Source organism: Zobellella endophytica, assembly GCF_003012775.1.
GTDB lineage: Bacteria > Pseudomonadota > Gammaproteobacteria > Enterobacterales > Aeromonadaceae > Oceanimonas > Oceanimonas endophytica.
Window position 1 is genome coordinate 155,810 of the sequence record NZ_PXYG01000006.1, and the last position, 11,760, is coordinate 167,569.

The following is an 11,760-nucleotide window of genomic DNA, read 5'->3' on the forward strand; positions in this document are numbered from 1 at the left end:
TTAGAACAATTCCTGCTCTTGTTCAAACAACTGCTCCAGCTCCCGGTCGACCCGGACCCGGATCTCGTGATCCACCTTTACATTCAGGTTTACCGTAATGGGCTTGTCCGGCACCATCACCTCTACCCGGGGTGTACAGGCCGCCAGCAGCAACAGGCTCATGATGGCCACAACATATGCTCTCATCTATTCGCTCTCCCCCTGCAGTCCCGCCGGCAACCGTTCACTGATATCCCGGGCAAAGCGCAGACTCGCCAGCAACTGTAACAGGTTTTCCTGATGGTGATAATTGAAGTTCACCGGGTGCATCCGGCCCATCACCGGCGCCTGTCCCCGCAGCCGGCTGTCGATCACCGCCTCGCCGTCGGCGGCCATCGAAATCTCCGCTTCCAGCCGGTCGTAGCGCAGATCGCTGAGCAAACCGAGCGTCAGCCCCAGCGACAGGTTGCTTTCGCCCGTGGCCAGCAACTGCTCGCCGGCCTGGTAGGAAATCCAGCCATGGTCGCTGTAGGCCCTGCCACCGGTCACACTGAAGCCGCGCTCGAAGGAAAAGGGCAGCCGACCATGGAGCCGGCCACTGCCGCTCAGGCCGCTGACGGCGGCATGGCTCAGCACCTGCGCCAGCGAAATGTCACTAAAATGCACTTCTCCTCCCGGAGTGGTGGTCAGGGCCATGGGCGACAGCGCCAGCCGGCCATCGAACACCCGGGCGGTCAGCCCGGACAACCAGGGCCACCCCTGCTGCAGGCGCACCGCCGCCCGGATCTCGGTGATGGGCACGCCGATGTCCAGTGAGTCGATCGTCAGGCCGTTGGCCCCGACCGTGTGCAGGCTCCCCTGGCGCAACTCCAACTGGAGCCGGGCGGCAACCTGTTCGGCCAGCATGTCCCGATAGCCGATCCGCCCGTCCTGCAACGCCAGCCCCAGCTCAATCGGCCGGGTGCCGTCCAGCAAATCCGGTGCCGTTAGCGATAAGACCAGGTTGCCGGCCGTGGGTTCCAGCCCCACCGGCAGGGCTTGCCAGCCGGACAGCCACTGCCAGAGCCCGGCCAGGGGGAGCGGCTGCGCCGGCACCGTCACGGCCAGCCCCTCGTCGTAGCGCCAGCGCCCGCCGAGCCGCAGCGCATCGTTCAGCAACAGCTCGAGATTCCCCTGCAGGGAGTCCCTGCCGGCGGCCTCCACCTGCAGCCGGGCCGCCGGGAGCGACTGCTGCTGCCAGCGTCCGCCGGTCCAGGCCAGTTCGCCTCGCCAGGGGCCGTCCAGCGGCTGGCTGCCGACCGGCCTGGCTTCGATATCCCGCAGTTCTAGCCGTTGCCAGCGCAAACGGGGGATCCGCAACCGGGATGACGGCAGCAGTTGCCAGCCCCGTTCGCCCTGGCTGGCGGCCAGGCTCAGTTGCCAGTGACCGGCCAGCGGGGCCGGCAGCGCCCCGTCCGCGCTCAGCCTGAGCTCCTGCCCCGGCTGCCAGCCACCGCTCAGGGTCAGGACCTGGGCCAGCTCGGGCAGCACCACGGCACCGGGGACGGTACCCTGCCAGCGCCAGCCCTGTTGCTCCGGCTGCAGCAGCAGGCAGACCTCCCCCGCCCCGGTCTGCCAGGCAATCTCCAGATGCTGCCGGTCATGACGCAGTTCGGCCGCGCCGGACACCTGCCCCGTCGGCAGATACAAGGTCAACTCCTCCACCTGGAAGTCGATGGGCGGCAGGGTCAGCAGCAGCGACAGGGCGTCGCTTTCCCCCTCGGCCCCGCTGCCGCCGCTGCGGGAGCAGGTCAGATCCAGGCTGAGCCGGGCCAGCCGCCCTTCGATGCGGCCCTCCTTCAGCGTCACCGCCAGGCCTTCGGCCCGCTCCCGCGGGCAGGCGAGCACCTGGCCCCGCACCAGCTCGACCCGGGCGCTCAGCCAGTCGGGCAGCATCTGCGCCGGCAGAATGCCGGAAAACAGCAGCAGGCAGCAACACGCCAGTCGTCGCATGATCCTCGTCGTCATAGGTTTCAATCGTCGCCGTCATCAAATCAGCTTGCGTCCCGTCCTACAAGCATTAAGCTGAACCAAACAAGGGGGAAATGAAATGGACAAGATGGTTTTTTGGGGAATTATCATCATCGCCAGCCTGGTGATCGGCCGGCAGCTCTATCTTCATTTTCACAACAACAGCCAGCCGCAGCACAGCCTGAAAGTGACCGTCGCCGGCAAGCAGACCCGGGAGTTCATAGGCCGGACCAGCAAGGAAAAAACCGACCTGCCGCCGCCGCGGGTAGACTATTACGTCAGCTTCCTTCCCCTATCCGGCGGGGAGGCGCGGGAGTTCAAGGTCAGTGAGCACATTTACGAACAGCTTATCCCGCGGGAGACCGGCACCCTGGTGGTGCAGGGCAGCCGGTTTATCGCCTTCGAGCCGGACGAGACTATCCTGGATAACGATTGAACACCGCGGTGTTGCCCTGTTCGTCGAAGCTCAGCACCTCGTAGGGCGTACCGGGAATATCCATGCCCGGCGCACTCTGGGGCATGCCGGGAATGGTCAGACCGCGCACCGCCGGTTTCTGCTCCAACAGCTGCTTCACGTCCGCCGCCGGCACATGACCTTCGATCACATAACCGTCGATCATGGCGGTATGGCAGGACGCCATGCCGGGCTTGAGCCCCGCCCTGGCCTTGATCGGCGCCAGGTTGTCGGTATTGATCACCTCAATGTCGAAGCCCGCCTCTTCCATGTGCTCTACCCAGCCCTGGCAGCAACCGCAGGACTCGGACTTGTACACCGTCATCGGCGCCGCCAGTACCGGCCCCGCCAGCAAGGCGCCCGCCAGGCCAAAGAACAGCTTTTTCATCAGTATTTACCTCTGGATTGAAATGGGTTCCGACGCCAAGGTTAGCAGCCAGCGGAGGTGCGACCTTGATCTTCCTCAGTATTCAGGGCGGCGGCAACAGGGTATGCTGCTATCCTTTCGCTGTCTCATTGTCTTTTCGGGAGTTGCTATGTCTTACCTGGCCGTCAAACATGCCCATATGATGTTTGCCCTCATCAGTATCACCCTGTTCATGCTGCGCGCCTGGCTGGCCGTTCCCTCCCCCGCCCGGATCAACAACAAGCTGCTGAAAATTCTGCCCCATGTCAACGATACGTTGCTGCTGCTGCTGGGCATCTGGCTGGCGGTGCAGATCGGACAGGCCCCCTTCGGCAACAGCCCCTGGCTGACCGCCAAGGTGATCGGCCTGGTGCTCTATATCGTGGTCGGCACCATCGCCATCAAGCGCGGTAAAACCCGGGGCCAGCGCCTGGGCGCCACCCTGGCGGCCATCGCCATCTTCGCCTATATCTACGGCGCCGCCGTCAGCAAGTCCCCGCTGTCCTGGCTGGCGCTGTAGCACTGAGGCCGGTATTTTGGCCTAGGACTACCGATACACCTTCGGATTACCCTGTTGTCACTCCCGGCGTGAGTCCAGTGCCGTATGTCATGGATCTCCGCCTTCGTGGAGATGACTGCGGTTGAACTGCAGTATCGAAGGGAGAGTGGCCAGCTAAAAATAGGATGCTGGGCTTTGTCAACAGACAGAGGCCGCTATTCCGGCCTCTCCGCTCACCGGCTCAGGGCAAGCGCACCGGAAACACCGGGAACTCGCCCGGCTGCAGCCAGCGCCACTCGCTCTCCTGGTAGAGGCCGTTGGCGGAGCGCGGATCCAGCATCAGTGCGGCCAAGGGCGCCAGCGATTGGTCCATGGGCACCAACAGATCCCCCGCTTGCAAGGTGACGCTTTGCTCTTCCACCCTCACCCTGGCCTGCACCTTCTCCCGCACCCCCGGCCTGGCCTTGGGCTGTGGCAACAATTGCTCGATCACCAGTCGTTCCGCCACCAGCTCCCGCGGCTCGCGCACCGTTTCAAAGACGATATGGTGCCGTGCCAGCCAGTCCGCCATGCGTTGGCGTTCCCGGATCACCGCATAGGCATCGGCCAGCCGGACCGGCTCCCGGGTGACGATGGCGTCGTGGTTGCGGAACCGGTGCTGTTGCTGGTGGCCGTCGGCGAAACGCACCAGGGGCAGGGTCACCTCCGGCTCGTCCCGGTTCACATCGAAGCTCACCCCCATCCATAGAATGCGGCCGTCCTCGGTGCCGGACTGCCACTGCTGGCGGGCCCGGCGCGACAGGCTCACCAGCCGTTCACTCTCGTCCGCCACCAGCTCCAGCATGGTCAGGATGCTCAGGTGCTGCTTGCGCACCCGCTCCGCGATGTTGCGCGGTGTGGGATAGCTGCCGTCCTTGTTGTCCAGCCGGTTCTCCACCAGGATGGAGACGCGCCCCTGCATGGCCGCGTAATTGCGCAGGTTGGTGATGCCCAGGCCGCCGCGGGCCACCGACTGGTTGATGTCGGTGATCTCGCCCCGGTAGCGCACCGCCGCCAGGCCCGCGTCCGACACCCGCTCGATCAGGGCCGGCAACAGCCGCTGCTCGGTGTAGGCGCGCAGCGGCCCGTCGATATTGGGGTTGTTGCCCATGTCGAACTGGGCCTCCACATCGGTCATCCAGCCCTGCTCCCTGGTGAGCACCCGCTTCCAGATGCCGGACTCGTGGGCGTCGTACACCACGTCCGGATCGAAGGTATGCAGGGCATCCACCAGCAAGCGGGTCTCCCCGGCGTTGAGCGCCACATAGTCGATATTGGTGTTGTCGTCGTTGGCGTTGTGGCGGGTCGAGAGATCCCGCCCGTCCGGATTGGCCATGGACACCAGCACCAGATTGAGCCGGCTCAACAACGCCGGATGCTCGCCGGCCACCAGCTCCCGCGCCAACTGCTGGATGGCCTCGGCGCTGGAGGGCTCGTTGCCGTGCTGGGAGCCGAAGATCATCACCGTCGGCTTGTCCGTCTCGGCTGCGTATTCCCGCAGGAAGACGGGCGACTCAGACATCAGCAGCGCCTCTATCGGCCGGCCGCCGGCTGAAGTGCCGAGCGACACCAGCCGGGCCTTGGGCGACAGGGCATCCAGCTCGGCGAGGTAGCGGCCGATGTCGCGACTGTCGGGCAGGGTCAGAAATTTCCCGTTTTCAAAGGGGGTGGGCGGCACGGGCTGGGCCCAGGCCAGGCTGGTGCACAGCAGCAGCAGACTCAATAAAATCTTCATGGTGCTCCGGATAAGATGTCGTTATTTCAAATACTTATAGCCATATGCACGGAAAAAAGGCAACCGCTATTTAGCGACAGGATCAGACCGTAAACGGTCGCTTGTAGAAAAAAGGCGACAGTTACCCCCGGAAAGGTTGCGACATAACTTGTCACAACCTGTACCTAGGATAGAATCATCCCATGCAAGAGGGCATAACCATGAGTAAGAAACTGCTGAGACAATTGACCCTGGCGCGCTGTGTTCCTTATCGTCCGTACAAGCTGACCGCTCGCCAGCTGCAAGAAAAACTGGAAGAAGAAGGCATCCAGGTCAGCCTGCGCACGGTACAGCGGGATCTGGAAGAAATGTCCGGTATGGGCCTGTTCGATCTCACCTCCGATGATCGCAGCAAGCCCCATGGCTGGTGCTTCGAACGTAATGGTTTGAACGATTTCGCCAACTTCATGCCACTGGGTCTGGCCATGGCACTGAAAACCTGGAACGACCAGGCCGCCGACCTGTTGCCGGCCAGCGTGCTGGCCGAACTGAACCCCATCATCGACAAGGCCACCCAGGTGATCAAAGACAGCCAGAGCGAGCTGGCCAGTCGCTGGATGGAAAACGTGGTGCAGTTGCCCAAGCCGTTCCCGGGCAGCCCGGAAATGCGCCGCGCCACCACCATTCGCGATGCCCTGTGGCGTGGCCGCAAGTTCAGCGCCGAGATCAAGCGGGTGATCAAGGGGCGCACCGTCTGGCTTCGCTATGAACAGGTCAATCCGCTCGGCATCGTCAGCCGCAAGGACGGCCCCATGCTGCTGTGCACCGTGTCGGACATGGATCCCAAGATTTACGGCATCCCCTTCGAACACATTAAAGAAGTGGAGCTGACCAGTCGTCCTGTTACCCAGCCGCGGGAATTCAGCGTCAACAAGCTGATCCGCGAGAAAGGCTACGAAGAAGAAGCGGAAACCATCCACTTCGTCGGACGGATCTCCAATCCCAGCCGGGCTATACTGGAAGATTCGATCCCGGGTAACAACCCCAGGTTGACCCGTTACGACAAGCAGAGCATGATGGTCGAAACCGACGTGAAAGATTCGCCCGAGTTTCGCCGCTGGTTGACCGAAATGGCGGGAAAAGTCGAAGTACTGGCGCCGGAATCGCTGAAAAACCGCTGACTATTATAAAGACACTGACCCCGGGGGCTGACTGGTTCAGCCCTTTTGTTTTTCCACGGAGTACAGGATGAGCGATCTCCTTTTTGAGCCGGCCGCACCGGACTGTGATGCCATACACATCAGCGTGGTGGGTGTGGGTGGCTGCGGCGGCAATACCGTCAACCTGCTGGCCGACAGCGCCCTGCCGCTGCACGTGAATATCGTGGCCATGAATACCGATGCCAAGGCCCTGCAGCAGAGCCGGGTCGGCACCCTGCAACTGGGCAAGATCCTGACCCGGGGCCTGGGCGCCGGCGCCGAGGCCGAGGTGGGCCGCCGCGCCGCCGAAGAGAGCCTGGCCGAGATCCGCGCCCAGTTGAAAGGCGCGGATTTGTGTTTTATTACCGCCGGCATGGGCGGTGGCACCGGTACCGGCGCCGCCCCCGTGGTGGCCCAGGTGGCCCGCGAGCTGGGCATCATGACGGTGGCCATCGTCACCCGGCCATTCGGCTTCGAGGGCAAGAAACGGGCCCGGGCGGCGGAGCTGGGGCTCGAGGCCCTGGCCGACCAGACCGATGCCCTGCTGGTGCTGCCCAACGACTACCTGCTCAAGGTACTGGGTGCCCGCACCCCGCTGCTGGCCGCCTTCAGCGAAAGCAGCAGGGTGATCCAGAACGCGGTGAAGGGGCTGGCGGACATCATCGGCCAGACCGGCCTTATCAATATCGACTTCGCCGACGTGCGCACCATCATGCGTCAGCAGGGCAAGGCGGTGATGGGCATCGGTATCGGCCACGGGGAAAACAAGGTGGAAGACGCCACCCTGCAGGCCCTGAACAACCCGCTGCTGGAAAAAGTCGAGCTGGAGCGGGCCCGGGGCGTGCTGCTCAACGTGGTGGCGTCCATGGACATCGGCCTGGACGACTTCCAGAAAATCGGCGACCGGGTGGCGGAGTGCGTGGGTGAGGACGCCACCGTGGTGTCCGGTATCAGCCTGGATCCCAACCTCACCGACAGCATCCAGGTCACCATGATCGCCACCGGCATCCAGCCGCCGCAGGAAACCCTGGCTCCGTCCCAGAGCCGGGAGCGGGCGCAGCCGGCCCCCGCGGAAAACGCCCCCCAGGGTCTCGATATCCCGGCCTTCCTGCGCCAGCGGCAGCAGTGAGGCAGGCAAGAAAAAGGGCAAGCCGATAAGGGCTTGCCCGCGATGAAGAATACCAGTTGATTATCCGGGTCACCAACCCGGATAACTGAACTTCGAAAGCAATCTAGGGTCTCGGGCGCTATTTAATCGCCAGGAACCGCAAAAACCCAGCAGTGATTATTGATTGTTTGATATCGCTCGCGTTATTCGGGCTCAACGCGGTGAAAGCGTGACCCCTCTCACACCCTGGGCCGCCAGGTCCACCCACACCAGGCGGTGATCCGAGCTGACGGCGCGATCGGGCCAGCCCCGGTTCCAGAACAGATCGGCCTGGGCATGGCCCGGCGGCAGCCAGAATACCCCGCTGGCCAGGGCCTGCAGACCGCGTCCGGGCAACACATAGTCGAGCCGCAGCCCCTGGCTGTGGGTCCAGTGGCGGGGCGAGCCCCGGCGTGCCCCCACCCCTTTCAGGCCGAAACCGCCACGGGAGCCCGGCCGCAGGCGCCCCAGGGCCACGCTGCGGTTGAGCACGGGATCGGCCAGCAGCGCCTGGATGGCGTCGCGGAAACCGTCGCCATCCAGCGGATCCGCGTTCAGATCGCCCAGGATCACGAAATCGGCCCCCGCTTCCAGGCCGCCGCGCTGCCCGGCATCGTCGATCAGGTAATCGCCCCGCCCCGGGCGGACATAGTCGTGCCACAGCCGCAGCTCGTCGTGATTGCGGCAGCTGTTGCGCCGCTCCGTCCCTTCGTCGATGGGCGGCGCCGGATGGCAAGCCAGCAGGTGCAGCACCCGGCCGTTGGGCAGTTGCACCGGCAGATCCAGGTGATTCTTGGACGACAGCGGCAGTACCTCGAGCGCCGCCGGCGAATAGTAGGGCCCGGCCTCGGTCCGGGGCAGCAGGGCATTCGGCATGTCCCGCCACAGAAAACGACGAAAGCTGCGCAACCGCGTCACCAGCAGCGGAAAACGAGACAGCACGGCAAAACCGTACTGGCCGTGGAAGGCCCCAAAGCCCAGTCCGTCTTCCGGCAGCCGAGGCTCGCCCTCGCCATGCAGCCGGACCGGCGCCAGCAGGCCGGTATTGGTGGCCGCCAGATAGACGTAGGGATAGTCGATGCCGTCTTCCCCCGCCGCCAGGAAGCGCTGGCAGAACAGCCGCAGGGGCCGGTAGTCCCGGCCTTCGCCGTCGTGATCGAACTCGTTCAGCAGCACCACATCCGGCCGGATACGCCGCAGGATACGGCCGATGTTGTGCATCTGGCGGCTGCCTGCCCCGGCGATGTCGGCGGCCAGTTGCCCCGGCATCCGCCGATCCAGGGCCACATTGAAGCTGGCGATACGTATTTTCTGCACGGGACTCATGGGCTACTTGCCTTTACCGGTCAAACTGTCATCATCTTGGCTTTAACAGCTGTTTTTCAGGGAGGAAAACAATGTTTAGCATACTGGTATCGACGTCGCTGGCCCTGTTCGGCCTGCTGTACCTGCTGCGCCGCCAGCAGGAAAGCTTCTGCATCCGCATCGAAGGCATTCATCTTAATGTAAAACGGGGCCGTCCGCCCCAGGCGCTGCTGAGCCATTGCCAGCAGCTGATGCAGGACGCCCGTACCCTCAAGGGCACCATCCGCGGAGTCAAGAAAGGCAGCGGCATCACCCTGAGCTGCTCACGCAGTATTCCCGCCTCCTATCGCCAGGATATCCGCCTGTTCTGGCAAAAACAGCCGCAACCCGAGCCGTCGGTCAGAACATGACCTTCGCCACCGGGCCGGCCGGCGGCGGAGTCACGGAAATTCCCCCACGGCTCTTGACCTGAACCGCATTTCCCGCTTTGCTGGGAGTATTATTCATCATGAGGCCAAACCATGAAATTGTACCCCCTGTTGCTGTGCGCCCTGCTGGCCGCCTGTGCCGGCAAGCCCCCCGCGGAGCAAAGCAAGGAGCCGGCCACCCCGGCCGACAGCGGTACCTCCACATCCCAGACCGATGTCGTGCCCAAGGGCGAGTTTACCCAGATCGATATCAGCCGCTCTCAGCAGGCAATGGAGTCCATTACCGGCGGCCAGGCGGAAACCATCAACGAGGTGCTGAAAAGCCCCAACGATTATGCTCCGCCGGTGCTGTACCTGATTTCCGCCATCATGTTCGACAACGACTATCAGGACCAGGCCACCTTCTGGTATTACGCAGCCCAGCTGCGGGCGCGCAGCGATGCCAACAAGTCCGGCGATAAAACCACCCACGGCGCCGTCAGCCAGCTGAACCAGCGCTTCGGCAGCCGGATCAACCCCTACGCCCTGAGCAACCCGGACCGCCTGGCGGGCATAGTGGGTCAGGTACTGGAGTGGGACAGCCAGCAAAGCCGCAATTACGACCCGCGCTGGATCGCCCTGCAGGGCCAGGACGTGATTAATGAAACCCAGGTCAATTTCGCCCCCCGCGACAAGTGGCCGGAGATCGATGCCCTCACCCGCAGCCAGTATCGCCAGGGTCTGGAGCAGGCGCTGGCCGAACTGCGCGAACGCCAGCCCGAGTAACAGCCCGAACCAACAGTCTGACATCCCGGTCTTTACCGGGATGTTTGTTTTTGGGTCCGTGCTCGCCGGCAGGCATGACTATCATCGCCGTTTATGATAGATAAATTAGGTACTTACTAAAAAACAACGCACGCCCCCTTTACTTGCAGCACGCCGATATCACTGGAGAGCACACCGATGAACAGCACACCACACCCCCCGGTCAAGGTCTGGGACTGGTCCATCCGGTTTTTTCACTGGAGCCTGCCGGTACTGCTGTTCCTGCTGTGGCGCTCCGCCGGCGAAGACATGGATCGGCATATGCAGCTGGCCCGGATCATGCTCGGGCTGCTACTGTATCGCCTCCTCTGGGGCTTCGTCGGGACCCCCTACGCCCGCTTCAGCCACTTCGTCTACCATCCGGGACACATCATCGCCTACCTGCGCGCCTCGTTAACCCCGGCGAAACCGGTGTACCTCAGCCACAATCCGCTGGGCGGCATCATGGTGCTGGCCCTGCTGGGCACCCTGCTGTTCCAGGCCAGCACCGGCCTGTTCGCCACCGACGACATCTTCTACAACGGCCCCTTGTACGACAGCGTGTCCGGCGCCACCGCAAGCTGGATGACCCAATGGCACAAGAGCTGGTTCTACCAAGGATTGCTGGTACTGGTCGGCCTGCACCTGATGGCGGTGGGGCTTTATAAACTGCGGGGCGAGGCGCTGGTCGGAGCCATGATCACCGGCCACAAGGCGCCGGAGCCCGGCAAGGTGGCCGACCGGCTCGCCCTCCGGCCGCAGGCCTTCCCCTGGCTCAGGTTCGCCGCCGCCGTCGCCCTGTCCTGCGGGCTGGTGTGGCTGATTTTCGACGGGCTTTAACCTAAAAGGAGCCTTCCGGCTCCTTTGTCTGCTTACTGGCGGTAGTCGTCGTGACAGCTCTTGCAGCTCTGCATCACCTTGGCCACCGCCGGGCGGGCCTCGGCGGCATCGAAGCCGGGCTGACCCGACACCTCGATCAGCTCCTGCAGCGCCGTGCCCAGGTTCTGGCCCTTGGCCTGGAAACCGTCCATATCATCCCACGCCTGCGGCAGAATATTGCTGTCGGACACTTCCCGGGTCTCGGGAAAATAGGTTTCCCCCAGCAAGCTGGCCGCATTGCCCAGGTTCACCGCCCGCTGATGCAGGGCAACGGCGTCAAAGTCGATGTCCCCTTTCACCATGGCCCCCATAACCTTGGTCTGGGCGCTCATCACCTGATAAATGGACTGGCGATATTTTACCGCATCATCCGGCTTGAACAGCTGATCCTGGGCGGTAGCGGCGGTGGCGAACAGGCTGGTGGCGACGGCGATCATCAGTGTCTTTTTCAACATTGCAGTGCTCCTTGGTGACATTGGCTGGGTGCTCAAAAGGCACCCTTTTTAATTAGCGTTCAACGATATTACAGCGCATCCCCCAGATCCACCACCAAGGTGGTAAAGCGGGCACCGGATGGAAACATCCCGAATAGTACCGAAAGAGTCCGCCTTTGTTTTTATCCGGCAGCGCAGGCCGCGACCCGGAAAAAGCATGACGCGCTTGCACGACAGCCGGATGACAACGCCATCCCGTCTTTCTACCCGCAACGGTGTCCTCCCCGCCCCTGAATATTCATCGCCCAAGGAATGGTTAGTGAACGATTCAATTTACATGAATCTCACCTTGTTTAGCGGTGTGCTTATGGTGAAAAACCGCCGACACACGAAGCAAAAACCACACTAAACCCCATTCAAAAAGAACAAAAAATCAGCAAATAAAATGAACGGGCACCTTAAAAAGATAGAGATACATAGAAAA

13 protein-coding genes are annotated in these 11,760 nt (G+C 62.9%); 7 read left to right on the plus strand and 6 right to left on the minus strand.

Annotated features, from left to right (window positions below; all coding sequences use genetic code 11):
• Positions 1-186 carry a YnbE family lipoprotein gene (locus C7H85_RS14130; protein ID WP_106730341.1) on the minus strand — a complete coding sequence of 62 codons (186 nt, stop codon included), beginning with the start codon at positions 184-186 and terminating at the stop codon, positions 1-3.
• Positions 187-1,971, minus strand: coding sequence for an intermembrane phospholipid transport protein YdbH family protein (locus C7H85_RS14135; RefSeq protein WP_245879673.1), 1,785 nt, complete (start codon positions 1,969-1,971; stop codon positions 187-189).
• A 97-nt stretch (positions 1,972-2,068) separates the two neighbouring features.
• Between C7H85_RS14135 and C7H85_RS14140 the strand changes: the two genes are divergently transcribed.
• Positions 2,069-2,425, plus strand: coding sequence for a DUF2500 domain-containing protein (locus C7H85_RS14140; protein WP_106730342.1), 357 nt, complete (start codon positions 2,069-2,071; stop codon positions 2,423-2,425).
• On the opposite strand, the gene C7H85_RS14145 is transcribed toward C7H85_RS14140, so the two are convergent.
• A complete protein-coding gene (locus C7H85_RS14145) occupies positions 2,406-2,834 on the minus strand; it encodes a DUF411 domain-containing protein (RefSeq protein WP_425445076.1) in 429 nt (142 codons plus the stop codon). The two genes, C7H85_RS14140 and C7H85_RS14145, sit on opposite strands and share 20 nt — an antisense overlap.
• Before the next feature lie 145 nt (positions 2,835-2,979).
• Here C7H85_RS14145 and C7H85_RS14150 point away from each other — a divergent pair, with 145 nt between their 5' ends.
• Entirely contained in the window at positions 2,980-3,369 is a 390-nt protein-coding gene (locus C7H85_RS14150; RefSeq protein WP_106730344.1) for a SirB2 family protein, read from the plus strand.
• Positions 3,370-3,589: 220 nt separating this feature from the next.
• On the opposite strand, the gene C7H85_RS14155 is transcribed toward C7H85_RS14150, so the two are convergent.
• A complete protein-coding gene (locus tag C7H85_RS14155) occupies positions 3,590-5,122 on the minus strand; it encodes a M14 family zinc carboxypeptidase (RefSeq protein ID WP_106730345.1) in 1,533 nt (510 codons plus the stop codon).
• Between the two features lie 200 nt (positions 5,123-5,322).
• On the opposite strand from C7H85_RS14155, the gene C7H85_RS14160 reads away from it, so the two are divergent.
• Positions 5,323-6,282 carry a helix-turn-helix transcriptional regulator gene (locus tag C7H85_RS14160; RefSeq protein ID WP_106730417.1) on the plus strand — a complete coding sequence of 320 codons (960 nt, stop codon included), beginning with the start codon at positions 5,323-5,325 and terminating at the stop codon, positions 6,280-6,282.
• Positions 6,283-6,349: 67 nt separating this feature from the next.
• Entirely contained in the window at positions 6,350-7,429 is a 1,080-nt protein-coding gene (ftsZ, locus tag C7H85_RS14165; RefSeq protein WP_106730346.1) for a cell division protein FtsZ, read from the plus strand.
• Between the two features lie 192 nt (positions 7,430-7,621).
• Here the strand turns inward: ftsZ and C7H85_RS14170 are convergent, their stop codons facing one another.
• Positions 7,622-8,773, minus strand: coding sequence for an endonuclease/exonuclease/phosphatase family protein (locus tag C7H85_RS14170; protein WP_245879674.1), 1,152 nt, complete (start codon positions 8,771-8,773; stop codon positions 7,622-7,624).
• A gap of 71 nt (positions 8,774-8,844) precedes the next feature.
• On the opposite strand from C7H85_RS14170, the gene C7H85_RS14175 reads away from it, so the two are divergent.
• The 3 genes from C7H85_RS14175 to C7H85_RS14185 all read left to right on the plus strand — a co-directional run bounded on the left by C7H85_RS14175 (position 8,845) and on the right by C7H85_RS14185 (position 10,803).
• Positions 8,845-9,162: a DUF3634 family protein gene (locus tag C7H85_RS14175; protein WP_106730347.1), complete on the plus strand. Its 318-nt coding sequence runs from the start codon at positions 8,845-8,847 to the stop codon at positions 9,160-9,162.
• A 111-nt stretch (positions 9,163-9,273) separates the two neighbouring features.
• Positions 9,274-9,945 carry a hypothetical protein gene (locus C7H85_RS14180; RefSeq protein WP_106730348.1) on the plus strand — a complete coding sequence of 224 codons (672 nt, stop codon included), beginning with the start codon at positions 9,274-9,276 and terminating at the stop codon, positions 9,943-9,945.
• Between the two features lie 177 nt (positions 9,946-10,122).
• On the plus strand, positions 10,123-10,803 hold the full coding sequence (locus C7H85_RS14185) for a cytochrome b/b6 domain-containing protein (RefSeq protein WP_106730349.1): 681 nt from the start codon (positions 10,123-10,125) through the stop codon (positions 10,801-10,803).
• Between the two features lie 32 nt (positions 10,804-10,835).
• Here the strand turns inward: C7H85_RS14185 and C7H85_RS14190 are convergent, their stop codons facing one another.
• The gene (locus tag C7H85_RS14190) at positions 10,836-11,297 is read right to left on the minus strand and encodes a c-type cytochrome (protein ID WP_106730350.1); all 462 of its coding nucleotides are present in this window, start codon (positions 11,295-11,297) and stop codon (positions 10,836-10,838) included.
• Positions 11,298-11,760: the final 463 nt, after the last annotated feature.

Bases quoted from the DNA above. Each gene is read 5' to 3' on its own strand.
- C7H85_RS14130 (WP_106730341.1), bottom strand. From the start codon at position 186: ATGAGAGCATATGTTGTGGCCATCATGAGCCTGTTGCTGCTGGCGGCC.
- C7H85_RS14135 (WP_245879673.1), bottom strand. From the start codon at position 1,971: ATGCGACGACTGGCGTGTTGCTGCCTGCTGCTGTTTTCCGGCATTCTG.
- C7H85_RS14140 (WP_106730342.1), top strand. From the start codon at position 2,069: ATGGACAAGATGGTTTTTTGGGGAATTATCATCATCGCCAGCCTGGTG.
- C7H85_RS14150 (WP_106730344.1), top strand. From the start codon at position 2,980: ATGTCTTACCTGGCCGTCAAACATGCCCATATGATGTTTGCCCTCATC.
- C7H85_RS14155 (WP_106730345.1), bottom strand. From the start codon at position 5,122: ATGAAGATTTTATTGAGTCTGCTGCTGCTGTGCACCAGCCTGGCCTGG.
- C7H85_RS14160 (WP_106730417.1), top strand. From the start codon at position 5,323: ATGAGTAAGAAACTGCTGAGACAATTGACCCTGGCGCGCTGTGTTCCT.
- ftsZ (WP_106730346.1), top strand. From the start codon at position 6,350: ATGAGCGATCTCCTTTTTGAGCCGGCCGCACCGGACTGTGATGCCATA.
- C7H85_RS14170 (WP_245879674.1), bottom strand. From the start codon at position 8,773: ATGAGTCCCGTGCAGAAAATACGTATCGCCAGCTTCAATGTGGCCCTG.
- C7H85_RS14175 (WP_106730347.1), top strand. From the start codon at position 8,845: ATGTTTAGCATACTGGTATCGACGTCGCTGGCCCTGTTCGGCCTGCTG.
- C7H85_RS14180 (WP_106730348.1), top strand. From the start codon at position 9,274: ATGAAATTGTACCCCCTGTTGCTGTGCGCCCTGCTGGCCGCCTGTGCC.
- C7H85_RS14185 (WP_106730349.1), top strand. From the start codon at position 10,123: ATGAACAGCACACCACACCCCCCGGTCAAGGTCTGGGACTGGTCCATC.
- C7H85_RS14190 (WP_106730350.1), bottom strand. From the start codon at position 11,297: ATGTTGAAAAAGACACTGATGATCGCCGTCGCCACCAGCCTGTTCGCC.